Below are 17,844 nucleotides of genomic sequence, written 5' to 3' on the forward strand. Positions count from 1 at the left end.
GCGCTCGCGCCTGCCCCCTCCCGAAGCGCCGCCCCACCCACTCGGCTCCGGGGTCGAGGCTCCGGCGGTGGGCGGGGGGGGGCCCCCCCCCCCACGGCCGAGTTCACGCCGAGGAGAACAGCCGTGCCCGAAGGGCATACGATCCACCGCCTCGCCCAGGACCACACGGAACGGTTCGCCGCCCGCCCGGTCCGGGTCAGCAGCCCCCAGGGCCGCTTCGCCGACAGCGCCGCCCTGCTCGACGGGCGCACCCTCGAAAGCGCCGAGGCACACGGCAAGCACCTCTTCCTCGAACTCGGCGACGCCTGGATCCACATCCACCTCGGCCTCTTCGGCAAGCTCGGCTTCGGCCCCGCCCCCGCCCCGCCGGCCACCGACACCGTCCGGCTGCGCCTGCTGAACGCCGACCACCACGCCGACCTGCGCGGCCCCACCGCCTGCGCGCTGATCGGCGAGGGCGAGAAGAAGGCGATACACGACCGGCTCGGCCCCGACCCGCTGCGCCCGGCCGACGACCCCGGCCGCGCCTGGGCCCGGATCTCCCGCTCTCGCACCACCATCGCGGCCCTGCTCATGGACCAGAAGGTCGTCGCCGGAGTCGGCAACGTCTACCGCGCCGAGGTCCTCTTCCGGCACGGCATCGACCCCTACCGGCTCGGCAAGGACCTCACCCGCGCCGAATGGGACGCGATGTGGACGGACCTCGCCGCCCTGATGCGCGAGGGCGTACGCCACAACCGCATCGACACCGTCCGCGACGAACACCTCCCCGAGGCCATGGGCCGCCCCCCGAGGGTGGACGACCACGGCGGCGAGGTGTACGTCTACCGCAGGGCGAACATGCCCTGCCACATCTGCGGGGGCGAGATCCGCACCGCCGGCCTCGCCGCCCGCAACCTCTTCTGGTGCCCTTCCTGCCAGCAGCGCTAGCCGACAGCGCCAGCTTCAGCGCCAGGGAGCGCCGGGGAGCGCCGTCCCACTAGAACCGGTGCGACAGCCAGGGCGCCACGTCCCCGGCGAAGGCCCGCGAGGCCTCCCGCAGCGCGCCCGGGCGCAGCTCGCGCACCCGGCCCGCCGCCGCCAGGGAGGTCAGGGTCACCCCGCCCAGGTACGCCGAGCCCAGCTCCCGCACGGACAGCTCCAGCTCCGCCGCGTCCCCGGTCCGGACGCACCGCGCCGCACCCCGCGCGTCGGCCGTCAGCCGCCACCGGCCCGCGTTCCACGGGCAGAACGCGTCCTCGACCTCCACGACCACGTCCAGCGGAGCCCCGTACGTCCGCGCCTCCAGCGCCGCCCCCAGGTCCACCAGCCGCAGGTGCAGCGCGTCCCGGGTCCGGGTCCGGGTCCGCCGGATGTCGCTGACCAGGTGCAGCAGCGGATCGTCCACGGGCCGCCCGTACGCCCGCACGTGCCAGGTCAGGTCGATCTCGAAGAGGTAGCGCCACAGCGCCGCGTACGCCGCCGGGTCCGTCGCGTCGACGTCGTAGACCTCGACCTTGCCGTCCGAACCGGTCAGCTCCCAGTCCGGCCTGACCCGGTAGCGCGCGTACCCGACGACCTCGCCGTCCGCCGCCTCCGCCACCACGCACTTCAGCGGGGACGCGCCGTCGCGCCGCCCCGGCGGATCCAGCAGCGCCTGCCGCTCCCAGCCCGGCTGCCGGGCCGGCATCCCCGGCCGGGCCGCGACCAGCGCCGCGTAGACCCGCTCGCAGTCGGCCAGCGCCTTCTCCGGATCCACCAGCCGCAGCCGCACCCCGTCCGTCCCCGGCGGCACGGAGAGCCGTACCCGGGTCGTGTCCACGTCCACCGCGAGGGAGTACACGGCCGTCCCGTAGCCGAACCGCCCGTAGATCTCCGGCTCCGACGCCGTCAGCACGGCGATCGGTTCACCACCCGCACGGACATCGTCCAGCTGGCGGCGCATCAGCGAGGTCAGCACCCCGCGCCGGCGGTGCGTCGGCGCGACCCCGACCATCGTCACCCCCGCCGCCGGCACCACCGCGCCGCCCGGCACCGACAGCCGGAAGCTGAACGCGCCGGCCGAGCCCACGCACGTCGCGCCGTCCCACACCCCCAGCGAACGCCGGGGCTCGGTCAGGGACCGGTACAGGTCGCGCTCCTCCGGGGTCTCCGGCACGCCACCGAACGCCAGTTCCAGGTGGTCGTACCAGACATCCCACTCATCAGACTGCAATACGCGCGTAACAAGAGCCATGAGGCCATCCCTACCAGGGCATTCCGGCCCGCACGAAGCGATTTTCCCCCGGAACGTGACCACCGTGCGGGGGTACCCCTGCGCGCACACAGCCAGGATGGATAGGGTCCCGGACAATGGCCGGAGCACGTGTGGAGACGCTCATGGCCCGGACGCGCATGCTGTCGCACCGGGCCCGCACCGCCCTGCGCAAATCCGCCGTCGACTACTTCCGCGGCGACGGATCCGACTGGCTCGCCTTCGGCGGACTGCTCCTGACCGTCCCCGCCATCGCCTGCGGCACCATCATGCTGCCGGTCTGGTTCTCGCCCTCCGCGCTCGTCCTGCCCATCGTCGCCGGCGGCCTGCTGCTGCGCCCCGCGAGCCTCCTCGCCCTGTACGCCGCGTCCGCCGCCGCCCTGATCGTCGAGGCCCTCGTCCTCGGCCCCTATACCCAGGGACCCGCCCGCGTCACCCCCGGCACCGTCCTCGTCGTCGCCGCCTGCGGATTCTTCGGACTGGTCATCGCCCAGTTCCGCAGCCGCGTCGGCGTGCCCTGGAGACGCGGCGGCACCATGCTCTTCGACCTGCGCGAACGCATCCGCGTCCAGAGCAAACTGCCCGCCCTGCCGCGCGGCTGGCACCGCGAGATGGCCCTGCGTCCGGCCGGCGGCCAGTCCTTCTCCGGGGACTTCGTCGTCGCGGCCAGGACGAACGGCGGCCGCACCCTGGAGATCGTCCTCACCGACGTCTCCGGCAAGGGCATGGAAGCCGGCTCCCGCGCCCTGCTGCTCTCCGGCGCGTTCGGCGGCCTCCTCGGCGCCCTGCCCCCGCACGGCTTCCTGCCCGCCGCCAACGGCTACCTGCTGCGCCAGGACTGGGACGAGGGCTTCGCCACGTCCATCCACCTCGTCCTCGACCTGGAGACCGGGGACTACGAACTCCTCTCCGCCGGCCACCTCCCCGCCCTCCAGCTCTCCGCCGGCACCGGCCGCTGGCGGGAGGTCTCCGGCGAGGGCCCCCTCCTCGGCGTCTACGACGGAGCCGAGTTCGAGCCCGCCAGCGGCAACCTGCGCCGCGGCGACGTCCTCATGCTCTTCACCGACGGCCTCGTCGAGACCTCCGAACGCGAGATCAGCGAGGGCATCGACCGCCTCACCGGCGAAGCCGACCGCTACGTCGCCTCCGGCTGGGAGGGTGCCGCCTGGCACCTGATCGAAAAGGTCGCCAAGGACGTCAACGACGACCGCGCCCTCCTCCTCATCCGCCGCTCCCCCTGACGAAGCGGGCCCCGCGCCCCCGTCCCGCCGGGTCGCAGGCCCGGCCACGGACCGCCCGGGGCGGAGACGCCCAGCTGGGCCAATCGGTCGGGATTGGCACGTTTTCCGACCGCCGGCCGGGGCTACCGTGCGCGCATGGACCGCAGTCTCGCCGGCGACCTCGCCCGCCTCCCCGACCTCCTCGACGCCACCCGCCGCGCCGCCGCCGAGGCCCTCGCGACCCTGGACGCGCGGCCCGTCGTACCGGCCGCCCCCGCCCCGCCCGCCCCCGAACCGCTCCCCGAGCACGGCGACGGCACCGAGCAGGCCCTCGCCGCGTTCCAGGACCGCTGGGCCCCGCGCCTGTCCGCCTCCGCCGGACCCCGCTACCTCGGCTTCGTCACCGGCGGCGCCACCCCCGCCGCGCTCGCCGGGGACTGGCTCACCGCCGCCCACGACCAGAACTCCAACTCCTCCTTCGACGGCGCCGGCCAGCACCTCGAACGCGAGACCGTCGGCTGGCTCCGCGAGCTCTTCGGCCTCTCCGACGCCCACACCGGCACCTTCGTCAGCGGCGCCACCATGTCCAACACCACCGGCCTCGCGATCGCCCGCGAATGGCTCGGCGAACGCCTCGGCGTCTCCCCGGCCGAGGACGGCGCCGCCGCGCTCGGCCCCGTCCGGGTGCTCTCCGGCGCCCCGCACTCCTCCATCGCCAAGGCCCTCTCCGTCCTCGGCCTCGGCCGGTCCGCCCTCGTACGGGTCCCCACGCTGCCCGGCCGCGAGGCCGTCGACCCCGCCGCCCTGGAACGGGCCCTCGCCGACACCCCCGGCCCGGCCGTGGTCGTCGCCAACGCCGGAACTGTCAACACCGTCGACTTCGACGACCTCCGGGCCCTCGCCGCGCTCAAGGACCGCCACGACTTCTGGCTCCACACCGACGCCGCCTTCGGCGCCTTCGCGGCCCTCTCCCCGGAACACGCCCACCTCACCGACGGCCTCGACGCCTCCGACTCCCTCTGCGTCGACCTCCACAAGTGGCTCAACGTCCCCTACGACAGCGCCGTCCAGTTCACGCGCCGCCGCGACCTCCAGGCCCGCGTCTTCCAGAACGCCGCCGCCTACCTCGGCCCCCTCGGCGACCTCCCCGACCTGGTCCACCTCACCCCCGAGAACTCGCACCGGCTGCGCGCCCTCGCCGCCTGGTTCACCCTGCGCGCCTACGGCCGCCGCGGCCACCGCGAGATCGTCGAACGCGACATCGCCTGCGCCCGCGCCCTCGGCGAACGCCTCGACCACGACCCGGCCTTCCGGCTCCTCGCCCCGGTCCGCCTCAACGTCGTCTGCTTCACCCTCGCCCAGGACCCCACCCCGGACCGCCTCACCGCCCTGCGGGAGGCCGTTGCCGCCGAGGTGTTCGTTACCCCCACCGTCTACGAGGGAACCCCCGCGCTCCGCGCCGCGTTCTCCAACTGGCGTACCACGCAAGCCGATGTGCGCCGGGCCGCCGAGGCCCTCCGTACGGCAGCGAAGGAGATCGCATGACCCGGGAGCCGCTGACCCTCATCGAGGTCGAGGCCCTGGCCCGCGAGGCGCACGAGGGCCAGACCGACAAGGCCGGCCGGCCTTACGCCGAGCACCTGGCGGCCGTCGCCGAGGGGGTCCGCCTGCGCGGCGGCAGCGCCGAACAGCAGGCGGCGGCCTGGCTCCACGACTCCGTCGAGGACGACGCCCTCAGCGCCGAGTGGCTCGCCTCCGCGGCCCTCCCGGACCCGGTCAAGGCCATGGTCCTGGCCCTCACCAAACGCCCCGGGGAGCCGCTGGAGGAGTACGCCGCCCGCATCCTGGCCACCCCCGGCGCCGTCCTGGTGAAGGAGGCCGACCTCGCGCACAACGCGGACCCCGTCCGTCTCTCCGTCCTGGACGGCCCCACCCGCGACCGGCTGTCCGCGAAGTACGCGTATGTCCGCTCTCTCCTCGGCATCACCACGCCTTGAGCGCCGCAACACGCCCGCCTGGCGGCAAAGATGCGATGGCGATTCGTCACGAGACGGGTAGCAGGGGCCGGTTGGTGGGAGGATGGTGCGTGTGGGGGCGCGCCCGGCCGTGCACCCCGGGCCGACCAGGGGACGACCGAAGGTGTGATCAGTAGTGGCCATTTCGCTGTCAGTCGTGGTTCTGTTGGCGATCATCCTGGTGATCCTGATCCGCGGCAAGCACATGAAGGCCGGCCCCGCGATCGTCGCGGTCCTCTTCGGCTTCTTCCTCGCGTCCAGCTCCATCGCCCCGGACGTCAACCGCTTCCTGAACTCCCTCGCCGACACCATCGCCGGCATCAAGCTGTAGGACTCCGGAACCCCGGAAACGACTCAGGGCCAGGCGGAGGAAACATCCTTCGACCTGGCCCTGAGCCATGAAGAGCGGGTGACGGGAATCGAACCCGCGTAGCTAGTTTGGAAGACTAGGGCTCTACCATTGAGCTACACCCGCAACGCGTGCGCCGCAGGTCCGGGGACCGCGGCACGGACAGCATCCTAGCGGGTCGCACCGGGGGAGTCACACCGCTTTCGCCGCCGGGTCGGGAGTCCCGCGTCGCGCGCGCGTCCGCCCGCAGGGAAAACGCGCGTGTCGGAGGGTCTCCGGGCATGTACCCTACGTGTCGCACCGACGGGGTGTGGCGCAGCTTGGTAGCGCGTCCGCTTTGGGAGCGGAAGGTCGTCGGTTCGAATCCGGCCACCCCGACCACGAGTACCGCCTCCGCGATGATCGCGTTGTGGGCTGATTGCCGCTTGCGGTTACTATGCAAGCTGCGTGCCCGTGTGTCTGATGTACCGGGCCGAAGTCCGCCGAACCGCTGAATCGCAGCGAGACGGCAGAACCCCCAGCAGTCAGCCACAAGGAGACCGAACCGTGAAGAGCGCCGTGGAGACCCTGAACCCGACTCGGGTTCGGCTCACTGTTGAGGTGCCCTTCGAGGAGCTCAAGGACAGCCTCGACGCGGCGTACAAGAAGATCAACCAGCAGGTCACGGTGAAGGGCTTCCGCAAGGGCAAGATCCCCGCCCGCGTCATCGACCAGCGCTTCGGCCGCGGTGCGGTGCTGGAGGAGGCCGTCAACGACGCCCTCCCGAAGTTCTACACCGAGGCGGTCAACGAGGCCGACCTGAACCCGCTGGGCCAGCCCGAGGTCGACATCAAGGAGCTGAAGGACGGCGAGCTGCTGTCCTTCACCGCCGAGGTGGACGTCCGCCCCGAGATCGAGATCCCGGACTACTCCGGCATCGAGGTCGAGGTCGACGCCGTAGAGGTGTCCGACGAGGACGTCGAGAAGTCGGTCGAGCAGCTGCGCGGCCGTTTCGCGTCCACCAAGGACGTCGAGCGCGCCGCCCAGGACGGCGACGTCGTCACGATCGACCTTGAGGCCAAGGTCGACGGTGAGGTGCTGGAGGACGGCGTCGCCAGCGACGTCTCCTACACCATCGGCTCCGGCGAGCTCCTCGACGGCATCGACGAGGCCGTCAAGGGCCTGGAGGCCGGTGGCGAGGCCACCTTCACCTCCCAGCTGAAGGGCGGCTCCGCCGAGGGCAAGGACGCCGAGGTCACCGTCAAGGTCACCAAGGTCTCCGCCCGCGAGCTGCCGGAGCTGGACGACGAGTTCGCCCAGATGGCGAGCGAGTTCGACACCCTCGACGAGCTCAAGGCGGACAGCCGCAAGCGCCTCGAGAACATGAAGCAGTACGACCAGGCCACGCAGGCCCAGGAGCGCGTCCTGGAGAAGCTGCTGGAGCTCGTCGAGGTCCCGATCCCCGAGAAGCTCCTCGCGGACGAGGTCCAGACCCGCAAGCACAACCTGGAGCACCACCAGCTCGGCCAGATGGGTCTGACCATCGAGAAGTACCTGGAGTTCCAGGGCAAGACGGTCGAGGAGTTCGACGCCGAGACCAGCGAGCAGGCCGTCAAGGGCATCAAGACCCAGTTCGTCCTGGACGCCCTGGTCAACAAGGAGAAGCTGGGCGTCAACCAGGAGGAGCTCACCGAGCACCTCATGCGCCGCGCGCAGTCCTCCGGCATGTCCCCCGACCAGTTCGCCCAGGCGGTCGTCGAGGGCGGCCAGGTCCCGATGCTGGTCGGCGAGGTCGCCCGCGGCAAGGCCCTCGCGGTCGTCGTCGAGGCCGCCAAGGTCACCGACACCAACGGTGAGGTCATCGACCTCTCCGACGACGAGGACGAGACCGAGGCCGCCCCGGCCGCGGCCGACGCCGACGTCGCGGCGGACGCCGAGCCGGCGGCCGACGAGGCCAAGTAACACCTTGGGCCCAGCCCATTGAGCAGTGCCGTGAAGGGCCCGGACGCAGCCGCGTCCGGGCCCTTCCGCACACCCGCCAAGAGGGGGCCGGACCTTGCGCTCCGAGCGAACAGTTCGGGAAGCGGGATGGCGTTGTCCTACCTGCGCGTTAGGGTCCATGAATACGAGGGCACGGGAGTACCCGAAGCCGGAGGGCATCGCCCCGCCGGTAGGTCCGCGCCCCAGAACGAGACGCTGAGACGGCATGTGGCCGTCGGAGACGAGCAGGTGGATACGTGACGAATCTGAAGCCTTACGCCGCGGGTGAGCCGTCCATCGGTGGCGGCCTCGGCGACCATGTCTACAACCGGCTGCTCGGCGAGCGCATCATCTTCCTCGGCCAGCAGGTCGACGACGACATCGCGAACAAGATCACGGCGCAGCTCCTGCTCCTGGCCGCCGAGCCGGAGAAGGACATCTACCTGTACATCAACAGCCCCGGTGGCTCGGTGACGGCCGGCATGGCCGTCTACGACACCATGCAGTACATCCCGAACGACGTCGTCACCATCGGTATGGGCATGGCGGCCTCCATGGGCCAGTTCCTGCTCACCGGCGGCGCCAAGGGCAAGCGCTTCGCCCTGCCGAACACCGACATCCTGATGCACCAGGGTTCCGCCGGCATCGGCGGCACCGCGTCCGACATCAAGATCCAGGCCCAGTACCTGCTGCGCACCAAGCAGCGCATGGCCGAGATCACCGCGTTCCACTCGGGTCAGACTGTCGAGGCGATCATCCGCGACGGTGACCGCGACCGTTGGTTCACCTCCGAAGAGGCCAAGGAGTACGGCCTCATCGACGAGATCATCTCGGCCGCGTCCAACGTTCCGGGCGGCGGCGGCACCGGGGCCTGATCCCCGCACCACCGTCACCAGCCAGCAGTCGACAGCCCGCAGAACGCCACCAGGATGGTGAAAACCTCGATGTACATGAACAACCTCTCTCCCGCGAGCGGCCTCCACAACGGTCCGCAGGTGGACAACCGCTACGTCATCCCGCGCTTCGTCGAGCGCACCTCGCAGGGCGTGCGCGAGTACGACCCGTACGCGAAGCTCTTCGAGGAGCGCGTGATCTTCCTCGGCGTGCAGATCGACGACGCGTCCGCGAACGACGTCATGGCGCAGCTGCTGTGCCTGGAGTCGATGGACCCGGACCGCGACATCTCGATCTACATCAACAGCCCGGGTGGTTCCTTCACCGCGCTGACCGCGATCTACGACACGATGCAGTTCGTGAAGCCGGACATCCAGACGGTCTGCATGGGCCAGGCGGCGTCCGCCGCCGCGGTCCTGCTCGCCGCCGGCACCCCCGGCAAGCGCATGGCGCTGCCGAACGCCCGCGTGCTGATCCACCAGCCCTCGGGCGGCACCGGCCGCGAGCAGCTCTCCGACCTGGAGATCGCGGCCAACGAGATCCTGCGCATGCGCGACCAGCTGGAGTCCATGCTGGCCAAGCACTCGACCACCCCGCTGGAGAAGATCCGCGAGGACATCGAGCGCGACAAGATCCTCACGGCCGAGGACGCTCTCGCGTACGGGCTGATCGACCAGATCATCTCGACCCGCAAGAGCTCGGCCTGATCCTTGCCGCCAGTTGGCGTGGCAGCGTCGTCGCATTCGGCGATGTGAACCACGTCAAGGGGGCCCCGCACGGGGCCCCCGGCAAGGTACCGTCGGATATGAGGCACCAGGAGCGCTGAACCAGGCGTCTCCCAGGCGAAGGGGAAGCACCTCGTGGCACGCATCGGTGACGGCGGCGACCTGCTCAAGTGCTCGTTCTGCGGAAAGAGCCAGAAGCAGGTGAAGAAGCTCATCGCAGGACCCGGTGTGTACATCTGCGACGAGTGCATCGACCTCTGCAACGAGATCATCGAAGAGGAACTCGCGGAGACCTCCGAGGTCCGGTGGGAGGAACTCCCCAAGCCCCGTGAGATCTACGAGTTCCTGGAGAGCTACGTCGTCGGCCAGGAGCCGGCGAAGAAGGCGCTCTCGGTAGCGGTCTACAACCACTACAAGCGGGTCCAGGCCGGCGAGAACGGCGGCGCGCAGGGCCGGGACGACGCGATCGAGCTCGCGAAGTCCAACATCCTGCTGCTGGGCCCCACGGGCTCCGGCAAGACCCTCCTCGCGCAGACGCTCGCGCGCATGCTGAACGTCCCGTTCGCCATCGCCGACGCGACGGCGCTGACGGAGGCCGGGTACGTCGGCGAGGACGTCGAGAACATCCTGCTGAAGCTGATCCAGGCGGCGGACTACGACGTCAAGAAGGCCGAGACCGGGATCATCTACATCGACGAGATCGACAAGGTCGCCCGCAAGAGCGAGAACCCGTCGATCACGCGCGACGTCAGCGGCGAGGGCGTGCAGCAGGCCCTGCTGAAGATCCTGGAAGGCACGACGGCCTCGGTGCCGCCGCAGGGCGGGCGCAAGCACCCGCACCAGGAGTTCATCCAGATCGACACGACGAACGTGCTCTTCATCGTGGGCGGCGCCTTCGCCGGCCTGGAGAAGATCATCGAGTCGCGTGCGGGTGCCAAGGGCATCGGCTTCGGGGCGACGATCCGCTCGAAGCGGGAGATCGAGGCGAGCGACCAGTTCCAGGAGGTCATGCCGGAGGACCTGGTGAAGTTCGGGATGATCCCCGAGTTCATCGGCCGTCTGCCCGTGCTGACCTCGGTGCACAACCTGGACCGCGAGGCGCTGCTCCAGATCCTCGTCGAGCCGCGGAACGCGCTGGTGAAGCAGTACCAGCGGCTGTTCGAACTCGACGGTGTCGAGCTGGACTTCGAGCGCGAGGCCCTCGAAGCCATCGCGGACCAGGCGATCCTCCGCCAGACCGGCGCGCGCGGCCTGCGCGCCATCATGGAAGAGGTCCTGATGTCGGTGATGTACGAGGTCCCGTCCCGCAAGGACGTGGCCCGCGTGGTCATCACCTCCGACGTGGTCCGCTCCAACGTCAACCCGACGCTGGTGCCGCGCATCGTCCCGAAGGACCAGGGCCCGCACGAGAAGTCGGCGTAGCCGCTGCCGCGGTCCGCACGTGAAAGGGGGCGCTCCCGTGGGGAGCGCCCCCTTTCCGATGTCCCGCGGGCCCGCTACTTCTTGACGCGGGCGGTGTTGTAGAGCTTCGCGGCCAGTTCGCCGTTCTGCTCCAGGGTGTAGCCCGGCTTTCCCGCGAACAGGGCGGCCACGTCGCTCGCCGTGACCACGCCCAGGGTGCTGTAGTCCCCCCAGATGCAGATCGGGAGGGTCGCCTCCTTGGGGCCCTTGGTGGTCGTGTCCTTCGAGACGAACTTGACCTCCTGGCACTTCATGACGGCGCCCTCGAAGCCTGCCGGGGTCACCGACTTGGGGCTGCCGATGAGTTCGGCCGACGACTTGCCGTCCTTGCCCATGTTCAGCTTCGCCATGGCGAAGTACCCGTCGACCGTCTTCTCGGGGTCCGCGATGTCGCCGTAGAGGCCGGAGAAGTTGAGGGCCTTGGCCGACATGGGGTTCGTCGGGTCACCCGACTGGTAGTTCATGCCCACCGAAGTGGCGTTCTTGATGCCAGCGGCCTCCGCCTCCTGGCGGTCCTTGTCGGTCATGTCCTTCTGCTGGTACTTCGGATCCTTCTTGAAGTCGTTCACCGTCTCCGGCGCGACCAGCTTGTAGCCCTTGGTGGCGTCGGAGACCGAGCCGCTCGAGCCGCTGCCCAGGAAGTACCAGCCGCCGCCCGCGATGACCGCCACTGCCACGACGACGCCGATGATGACGCCGGCCTTGGACTTCTTCGGGGGGTTCTGCGGGGGCATGCCGCCGTACGGGGGCTGGCCCTGGGGCTGCTGGTAGCCGTACGCGGGGGGCTGCTGGGGGTAGCCGGGCTGCTGGCCGTAGGCCGGGGGCTGCTGCGGGTAGCCCGGCGGGGGCGGGGCCTGCTGCGGGTAGCCGTAGCCCGGCTGCGGGGCGGGCTGGCCGTACGGGCCGGGCGGCGGCGGGGGCTGCTGCCCGTAGGGCCCCGGCTGCTGAGGCTGCTGGCCGTACGGCCCCGGCTGGTTGAAACTCATCCCGCGTCCCCCTGTGAGGTTTGCTTATCCGTTCCTCACATCCTGTCTGAAGCGGGGCCCGGCCGGGGCATCGGGGTCCCAGGCGTTACCGAACTACGACGCCGCCGGGACCTCCATGGCCTCCCGCAGCGCAGCGCACCGCCCCAGGTCCTCGTCAGACGGGCCCGCGGGGACCGGGGTCAACGGCGTGCCCCGTCGTGGAATGGATTCGTGACGCGGGCGGCGGCCCCCGTATCCTGTGCCCCGTGACCGAGAACACGCAGACACCCAGTGCCCCCAGCTCCGAACTGCCGACCCAGTACGCGCCGGCCGAGGTAGAGGGGAAGCTGTACGAGCGCTGGGTAGAGCGCGGTTACTTCGAGGCCGACGCGAAGAGCGACAAGCCCGCCTACACCGTCGTCATCCCGCCGCCGAACGTCACGGGCAGCCTGCACCTGGGTCACGCCTTCGAGCACACGCTGATCGACGCCCTCACCCGACGCAAGCGGATGCAGGGCTTCGAGACCCTGTGGCAGCCCGGAATGGACCACGCCGGCATCGCCACCCAGAACGTCGTCGAGCGCGAGCTGGCCAAGGAGGGCAAGTCCCGTCACGACCTCGGCCGGGAGGCGTTCGTCGAGCGCGTCTGGCAGTGGAAGGGCGAGTCGGGCGGCCAGATCTCCGGCCAGATGCGTCGCCTCGGCGACGGCGTCGACTGGTCGCGCGAGCGCTTCACCATGGACGAGGGCCTGTCCGAGGCCGTCCAGACGATCTTCAAGAAGCTCTACGACGACGAGCTGATCTACCGCGCGGAACGCATCATCAACTGGTGCCCGCGCTGCCTCACCGCGATCTCCGACATCGAGGTCGAGTACCAGGACGACGACGGCGAGCTCGTCTCCATCCGGTACGGCGAGGGCGACTCCGCCATCGTCGTCGCGACGACCCGCGCCGAGACGATGCTCGGTGACACGGCCGTCGCCGTCCACCCGGAGGACGAGCGCTACAAGCACCTCGTCGGGACCGAGATCGAACTGCCGCTGACCGGCCGCCGCATCCCGATCGTCGCGGACGAGCACGTCGACCCCGAGTTCGGAACCGGTGCCGTCAAGGTGACCCCGGCGCACGACCCGAACGACTTCGAGATCGGCCAGCGCCACGGCCTGCCGAACCTCGCCGTCATGGACGAGCACGCCGTCATCACCGTCCACGGCCCCTTCCAGGGCCTGGACCGGCTCGAAGCCCGTTCCGCCATCGTCGCCGCGCTGCGCGCCGAGGGCCGGATCGTCGCCGAGAAGCGCCCGTACAGCCACTCCGTGGGCCACTGCTCGCGCTGCAAGACCACCATCGAGCCGCGGCTGTCGATGCAGTGGTGGGTCAAGGTCGGCCCGCTCGCGAAGGCGGCGGGCGACGCCGTCCGGGACGGCCGGGTCAAGATCCACCCGCAGGAGATGGAGAAGCGCTACTTCGACTGGGTCGACAACCTCCACGACTGGTGCATCTCGCGTCAGCTGTGGTGGGGCCACCGCATCCCGGTCTGGTACGGCCCCAACGGCGAGGTCGTCTGCGTCGGACCGGACGAGCAGCCGCCGACGGGCGAGGGCTGGCACCAGGACACCGACGTCCTCGACACCTGGTTCTCCTCCGGCCTGTGGCCGTTCTCCACGCTCGGCTGGCCGCAGCAGACCGAGAGCCTCGCGAAGTTCTACCCGAACTCCGTCCTGGTCACCGGCTACGACATCCTCTTCTTCTGGGTCGCCCGGATGATGATGTTCGGCCTCTACGCGATGGACGGCACCCCGCCGTTCCACACCATCGCCCTGCACGGCATGGTCCGCGACCAGTTCGGCAAGAAGATGTCGAAGTCGTTCGGCAACGCCGTCAACCCGCTGGACTGGATGGACGAGTACGGCTCCGACGCCGTCCGCTTCACCCTGGCCCGCGGCGCCAACCCGGGCGTCGACGTCCCGATCGGTGAGGACTGGGTCCAGGCCTCCCGCAACTTCGCCAACAAGATCTGGAACGCCACGCGCTTCGCGCTGATGAACGGCGCCACCATCGAGGGCGAGCTGCCGGCCCCCGAGGCGATGTCGGCGACCGACCGCTGGATCCTGTCGCGGCTCAACAAGACCGTGGCCGAGGTCGACGCGTACTACGAGGACTACCAGTTCTCGAAGCTGTCGGACTCGCTCTACCACTTCGCGTGGGACGAGGTCTTCAGCTGGTACGTCGAGCTGTCGAAGACGACCTTCTTCGCGGGCGGCGACCAGGCCAAGGTTTCCGGCCGGGTCCTGGGCGAGGTCCTCGACGTCATGCTGCGGCTGCTGCACCCGGTGGTCCCCTTCGTCACCGAGACGCTGTGGACCACGCTCACCGGGCGCGAGTCCCTCGTCATCGCCGACTGGCCGACGGACAGCGGCTTCCGCGACGAGGCCGCCGAGGCCGAGATCCTCCAGGTCCAGGCCGTGGTCACCGAGGTCCGCCGGTTCCGCAAGGAGCAGGGCCTCCAGGACGGCCAGAAGGTTCCGGCCCGCCTGGACCTGTCCGGTACCGCGCTCGCCGCGCACGAGGGCGCCATCCGGCAGCTGCTGCGCCTCCAGCCGGAGGGCGACTCCTTCAGCGCCACCGCGACCCTCCCCGTCGCCGGTGCCACCGTCGCGCTGGACCTGTCGGGCACCATCGACGTGCCCGCCGAGCGCAAGCGCCTGACGAAGGACCTGGGCGCCGCCGAGAAGGAGAAGCAGCAGGCCGAGGCGAAGCTCGGGAACGAGGCGTTCATCGCCAAGGCCCCCGACAACGTCGTGGACAAGATCAAGGGCCGGCTGGCCAAGGCCGAGGCCGACATCGCCCGGCTCCAGGCCCAGCTGGACGCGCTGCCCGCGGCGTAACCGCGAGCGAGGGGCCCCCGTACGGCTGTCCGGCCGTACGGGGGCCTTCCGCGTACCCGGGCCTCAGAGCAGCCGGGTGCCGAAGCGTTCCAGGACGAGGACGGCGACGACCCCGTACAGCGTCACCGGGACCAGCCAGTGGGGGAGGGCGCGCAGCGGGGAGCCGGGGCGGGACAGGTACCGGGTGACGTACCAGAACAGCGGGATCACCACCGCCCAGACGGCCGCGCACCACGGGCAGAGCGCGCCGATCACGTACAGGCACTGGCCGATCAGCCACACGGTGAGGGCGAAGCCGGCCGCGGTGCCCGCCCACAGGAGCCGCCACAGCCTGCGCGGGAACCGGGCCCCGGCGACGAGCGCCGCGCCGAGGGCCGCGAGCGCCCCGAAGCCGGCGAGGCCGAGGAGCATGTTGGGGAAGCCGAGCAGGTTGCCCTGCCAGGTGGTCATCACGTCGCCGCAGCTCAGTACCGCGTTGACGTTGCAGCCCGGGGTGAAGAGGGGGTCCTCCAGGGTGCGGACGCGGTCGTGGGCGAGGACCCCGGAGGCGAGGGTGCCGATGAGGCCGCCGATCAGGAGGAGCAGTCCGGTGCGGTGGTCCTCGGTGATGTGCCGGGTGGTCCGCGCGGCGGCCTTCGGGGTGGTCATTCCCCCGACGCTACGAGGGCGCGGGGCGGTCCCCCAGGGCGGAAGGTCACGGGTGTGGCGGGTCGTCCGGCCCCTGCCCGGAGCCAACCGGAGTGCCGCATATCACTTCATATGTCCCCCGGCTCGATCCGATCCCGGGGCGGCGACCACGGATGATGGGGGACATGCGCGTCAAGCCCGTCGTCCTCGCGGCACTCCACCGGGCCGCGGCCTCGGGCCGCCGGCGGGCCGACGGCTGGGCGGCCTCGCCCCGGGCGCTGGACGTCATCACGGCGCTGAGCTGCCTGGCCCTGATGGCGCTGGACCTGCCCGGCCTCGCCGCCGCCGACAACTCCCTCAACGGCTGGATGGCCGCCCTCGTGCTCGCCGCGGGCTGTTCGAGCCTGCTGGTGCGGCGCCGGGCGCCGTGGGTGGCGTACGTGACGGCCCTGCTGTTCGTCGGCTGGCTGCACGAGCTCACCCTCATCCAGTTCGCGCTCTACTCGGTCGGCCGCTACCGGGGCCGCCGGGCCGGGGTCCTGGCCACCGTCGGCTACGTCGCCTTCGCGTTCGCGGTGTTCAGCGTGCCGGGCTGGCCCGAGCCCAGGATCCAGACGCTGAGCTCCTTCCTCAGCCTGGTCGTGCCGATCGGGGTGCTCGCCTCGGCCGTGGGCATCGCCGCCTACCGGAGCGACCTGGTGCGGGAGCTGGAGGCGAGGCGGGCGGAGTCGGCGGTGCAGAACGCCGTCCAGCAGGAGCGGACCTCGGTCGCCCGGGACGTCCACGACTTCGTCGGGCGGGAGCTGACGCTGCTGACCGTGCGCTCCGAGGTGCTGTCCGTCCGGGCGCGGGAGACGGCGTACGCGAAGGACTTCGAGGAGCTCGCCGACACCGCGCGGCGCGCGCACCTGGTGCTGAACGAGATCATCGTGCAGCGCGGGGAGCGGGACTCGACCCCGGGCGTGGAGGGGCTCGCCGCGCTGGCCCGGGAGAGCGACCGGGCGGGTTCGCCGGTGCGGCTCACGCTCGACCCCGACGTGCACGGGCTGTCGCCGCTGCGGCAGGCGGCGGTGTACCGGGTGGTGCAGGAGTGCCTGACGAACGCGGCCAAGCACGCGCGGGGGGAGACCATCGATGTGTCGATCGCGACGGACGGGCCGCAGCTGCGGATCGCCGTCCGCAACGGCCTCCCGGATGGCGCCCCGGGCCGCGCCCCCGTCTCGGCGGGCTCCGGCACGGCGAGCATGTCCGAACGCGTGCGGAGCCTGGGCGGCAGCCTGACGGCCACCCGTACGGACGGCTCGTACCTGGTGGTGGCCGTCCTGCCGCGCGCCTGACGGGCGGCGCCGGGCCCGCTCAGGCCCTGGCCGGGGCCAGCAGGCCGTTCAGCGTGTCGAGGTCCTCGACGCAGCGGCCCGAGCCGAGGGCGACGCAGTCCAGGGGGTTGTCCGCCACGAAGACGGGGATGCCGGTCGCGGAGGCGATGCGCAGGTCCAGGCCGGGCAGGAGCGCGCCTCCGCCGGTGAGGACGATGCCGTGTTCCATCACGTCGCCGGAGAGCTCCGGCGGGCACTCCTCCAAGGTGGTGCGGACGGCGGCGATGACGGCCTCGACCGGCTCGTCGAGCGCGGCCCGTACGTCGAGGGCGGTCAGTTCGAGCGTCTTGGGCATGCCGCCGACGCGCTCGCGGCCGCGCACGGTGAAGGTACGGGTCTCCAGTTCGGGCCGGTCCGGGACGGGCCAGGCGGAGCCGATGCCGACCTTGACGTCCTCCGCGGTCCGCTCGCCGATGAGCAGGGAGTGTTCCTTGCGCACGTGGTCCGTGATCGCCGCGTCGAGCCGGTCGCCGCCGATCCGCAGGGACTGGGCGGTGACGATGCCGCCGAGCGAGATGACGGCCACCTCGGTGGTGCCGCCGCCGATGTCGACGACCATCGATCCGCGGGCTTCGGCCACCGGCAGCCCGGCGCCGATGGCCGCGGCCATGGGTTCCTCGATCAGGTGGACGGACTTCGCCCCGGCCCGGGTGGAGGCGTGGACGATGGCCCGCCGTTCGACCGGGGTCACTCCGGACGGCACGCAGATCACCATCCGGGTGCGCGTCCGGCGGCCGGGGACGGCCTTGCGCACGAAGTGCCGGATCATCTCCTCGGCGGCCTCGTAGTCGCAGATCACCCCGTCCTTCAGGGGGCGGATCGCGGTGATGGAGCCCGGGGTGCGGCCGATGGTCTCCTTGGCTTCCGTCCCCACGGCGAGCGCCGTGGTCGTGCCCGCCCTGACCGCCACCACGGACGGCTCATTGAGGACGATCCCGTGTCCCCGGGCGTAGACGAGGGTGTTGGCGGTCCCCAGGTCCATTCCTATGTCGCGGCTGGAAGCGGTCTTTTCGGTGCTGGCCTGCGGCATTTGTTCCCCAATCTCCTGCCCGCAAGGCTTGCATAACGATCCGGTCGCAATCGCCGCCGAAGGTCCCGAAACGGCCGGGCCGAAAGTCCCCGGGGTCCCCGT

Annotated in this window: 15 protein-coding genes and 2 tRNA genes; 12 read left to right on the forward strand and 5 right to left on the reverse strand. The window is 71.1% G+C overall.

Going from position 1 to position 17,844, the window contains the following annotated elements:
- Nucleotides 1–123: 123 nt before the first annotated feature.
- On the forward strand, nucleotides 124–930 hold the full coding sequence (locus tag ABZZ17_RS09760; protein ID WP_356873919.1) for a DNA-formamidopyrimidine glycosylase family protein: 807 nt from the start codon (nucleotides 124–126) through the stop codon (nucleotides 928–930).
- A 49-nt stretch (nucleotides 931–979) separates the two neighbouring features.
- On the opposite strand, the gene ABZZ17_RS09765 is transcribed toward ABZZ17_RS09760, so the two are convergent.
- Entirely contained in the window at nucleotides 980–2,215 is a 1,236-nt protein-coding gene (locus tag ABZZ17_RS09765) for a GNAT family N-acetyltransferase (protein ID WP_356873921.1), read from the reverse strand.
- A gap of 116 nt (nucleotides 2,216–2,331) precedes the next feature.
- Here ABZZ17_RS09765 and ABZZ17_RS09770 point away from each other — a divergent pair, with 116 nt between their 5' ends.
- The 4 genes from ABZZ17_RS09770 to ABZZ17_RS09785 all read left to right on the forward strand — a co-directional run bounded on the left by ABZZ17_RS09770 (nucleotide 2,332) and on the right by ABZZ17_RS09785 (nucleotide 5,799).
- Nucleotides 2,332–3,474: a PP2C family protein-serine/threonine phosphatase gene (locus tag ABZZ17_RS09770; RefSeq protein ID WP_356873923.1), complete on the forward strand. Its 1,143-nt coding sequence runs from the start codon at nucleotides 2,332–2,334 to the stop codon at nucleotides 3,472–3,474.
- 135 nt (nucleotides 3,475–3,609) lie between these two features.
- Nucleotides 3,610–4,998: a pyridoxal-dependent decarboxylase gene (locus ABZZ17_RS09775; RefSeq protein ID WP_356873925.1), complete on the forward strand. Its 1,389-nt coding sequence runs from the start codon at nucleotides 3,610–3,612 to the stop codon at nucleotides 4,996–4,998.
- Complete coding sequence (locus ABZZ17_RS09780; protein WP_356873927.1) at nucleotides 4,995–5,450, forward strand: HD domain-containing protein; 456 nt, start codon at nucleotides 4,995–4,997, stop codon at nucleotides 5,448–5,450. The genes ABZZ17_RS09775 and ABZZ17_RS09780 overlap by 4 nt, the downstream gene beginning before the upstream one ends.
- A 154-nt stretch (nucleotides 5,451–5,604) precedes the next feature.
- A complete protein-coding gene (locus ABZZ17_RS09785; protein WP_079426944.1) occupies nucleotides 5,605–5,799 on the forward strand; it encodes a hypothetical protein in 195 nt (64 codons plus the stop codon).
- A 73-nt stretch (nucleotides 5,800–5,872) separates the two neighbouring features.
- On the opposite strand, the gene ABZZ17_RS09790 is transcribed toward ABZZ17_RS09785, so the two are convergent.
- Nucleotides 5,873–5,943: transfer RNA gene (locus tag ABZZ17_RS09790), tRNA-Gly, on the reverse strand.
- Between the two features lie 178 nt (nucleotides 5,944–6,121).
- On the opposite strand from ABZZ17_RS09790, the gene ABZZ17_RS09795 reads away from it, so the two are divergent.
- The 5 genes from ABZZ17_RS09795 to clpX all read left to right on the forward strand — a co-directional run bounded on the left by ABZZ17_RS09795 (nucleotide 6,122) and on the right by clpX (nucleotide 10,817).
- Nucleotides 6,122–6,198, forward strand: a tRNA-Pro gene (locus tag ABZZ17_RS09795).
- Nucleotides 6,199–6,363: 165 nt separating this feature from the next.
- Nucleotides 6,364–7,758 carry a trigger factor gene (gene tig / locus ABZZ17_RS09800; protein WP_356873930.1) on the forward strand — a complete coding sequence of 465 codons (1,395 nt, stop codon included), beginning with the start codon at nucleotides 6,364–6,366 and terminating at the stop codon, nucleotides 7,756–7,758.
- A gap of 275 nt (nucleotides 7,759–8,033) precedes the next feature.
- Nucleotides 8,034–8,651 (forward strand): ATP-dependent Clp protease proteolytic subunit, encoded by a 618-nt coding sequence (locus ABZZ17_RS09805; RefSeq protein ID WP_030649990.1) that lies wholly within the window; start codon nucleotides 8,034–8,036, stop codon nucleotides 8,649–8,651.
- A 54-nt stretch (nucleotides 8,652–8,705) separates the two neighbouring features.
- Nucleotides 8,706–9,377, forward strand: a complete 672-nt coding sequence (locus ABZZ17_RS09810) for an ATP-dependent Clp protease proteolytic subunit (RefSeq protein WP_356873932.1) — start codon at nucleotides 8,706–8,708, stop codon at nucleotides 9,375–9,377.
- A 153-nt stretch (nucleotides 9,378–9,530) separates the two neighbouring features.
- Nucleotides 9,531–10,817: an ATP-dependent Clp protease ATP-binding subunit ClpX gene (gene clpX, locus ABZZ17_RS09815; protein WP_031145485.1), complete on the forward strand. Its 1,287-nt coding sequence runs from the start codon at nucleotides 9,531–9,533 to the stop codon at nucleotides 10,815–10,817.
- Between the two features lie 74 nt (nucleotides 10,818–10,891).
- On the opposite strand, the gene ABZZ17_RS09820 is transcribed toward clpX, so the two are convergent.
- A complete protein-coding gene (locus ABZZ17_RS09820) occupies nucleotides 10,892–11,842 on the reverse strand; it encodes a hypothetical protein (RefSeq protein ID WP_356873934.1) in 951 nt (316 codons plus the stop codon).
- A gap of 245 nt (nucleotides 11,843–12,087) precedes the next feature.
- Here ABZZ17_RS09820 and ABZZ17_RS09825 point away from each other — a divergent pair, with 245 nt between their 5' ends.
- Nucleotides 12,088–14,709, forward strand: coding sequence for a valine--tRNA ligase (locus ABZZ17_RS09825; RefSeq protein WP_356873936.1), 2,622 nt, complete (start codon nucleotides 12,088–12,090; stop codon nucleotides 14,707–14,709).
- 63 nt (nucleotides 14,710–14,772) lie between these two features.
- Here ABZZ17_RS09825 and ABZZ17_RS09830 read toward each other — a convergent pair whose 3' ends face one another.
- Nucleotides 14,773–15,357, reverse strand: a complete 585-nt coding sequence (locus ABZZ17_RS09830) for a vitamin K epoxide reductase family protein (RefSeq protein WP_356873938.1) — start codon at nucleotides 15,355–15,357, stop codon at nucleotides 14,773–14,775.
- 164 nt (nucleotides 15,358–15,521) lie between these two features.
- Between ABZZ17_RS09830 and ABZZ17_RS09835 the strand changes: the two genes are divergently transcribed.
- A complete protein-coding gene (locus ABZZ17_RS09835) occupies nucleotides 15,522–16,673 on the forward strand; it encodes a histidine kinase (RefSeq protein ID WP_356873940.1) in 1,152 nt (383 codons plus the stop codon).
- Nucleotides 16,674–16,692: 19 nt separating this feature from the next.
- Here ABZZ17_RS09835 and ABZZ17_RS09840 read toward each other — a convergent pair whose 3' ends face one another.
- Nucleotides 16,693–17,742, reverse strand: coding sequence for a rod shape-determining protein (locus ABZZ17_RS09840; RefSeq protein ID WP_356873942.1), 1,050 nt, complete (start codon nucleotides 17,740–17,742; stop codon nucleotides 16,693–16,695).
- Nucleotides 17,743–17,844 lie beyond the last annotated feature (102 nt).

The sequence above is a fragment of the Streptomyces sp. NPDC006512 genome (genome assembly GCF_040611935.1).
GTDB lineage: Bacteria > Actinomycetota > Actinomycetes > Streptomycetales > Streptomycetaceae > Streptomyces.

Bases quoted from the DNA above. Each gene is read 5' to 3' on its own strand.
- ABZZ17_RS09765 (WP_356873921.1), bottom strand. From the start codon at position 2,215: ATGGCTCTTGTTACGCGCGTATTGCAGTCTGATGAGTGGGATGTCTGG.
- ABZZ17_RS09810 (WP_356873932.1), top strand. From the start codon at position 8,706: ATGGTGAAAACCTCGATGTACATGAACAACCTCTCTCCCGCGAGCGGC.
- ABZZ17_RS09780 (WP_356873927.1), top strand. From the start codon at position 4,995: ATGACCCGGGAGCCGCTGACCCTCATCGAGGTCGAGGCCCTGGCCCGC.
- ABZZ17_RS09770 (WP_356873923.1), top strand. From the start codon at position 2,332: ATGGCCGGAGCACGTGTGGAGACGCTCATGGCCCGGACGCGCATGCTG.
- ABZZ17_RS09840 (WP_356873942.1), bottom strand. From the start codon at position 17,742: ATGCCGCAGGCCAGCACCGAAAAGACCGCTTCCAGCCGCGACATAGGA.
- ABZZ17_RS09830 (WP_356873938.1), bottom strand. From the start codon at position 15,357: ATGACCACCCCGAAGGCCGCCGCGCGGACCACCCGGCACATCACCGAG.
- ABZZ17_RS09820 (WP_356873934.1), bottom strand. From the start codon at position 11,842: ATGAGTTTCAACCAGCCGGGGCCGTACGGCCAGCAGCCTCAGCAGCCG.
- ABZZ17_RS09775 (WP_356873925.1), top strand. From the start codon at position 3,610: ATGGACCGCAGTCTCGCCGGCGACCTCGCCCGCCTCCCCGACCTCCTC.
- ABZZ17_RS09835 (WP_356873940.1), top strand. From the start codon at position 15,522: ATGCGCGTCAAGCCCGTCGTCCTCGCGGCACTCCACCGGGCCGCGGCC.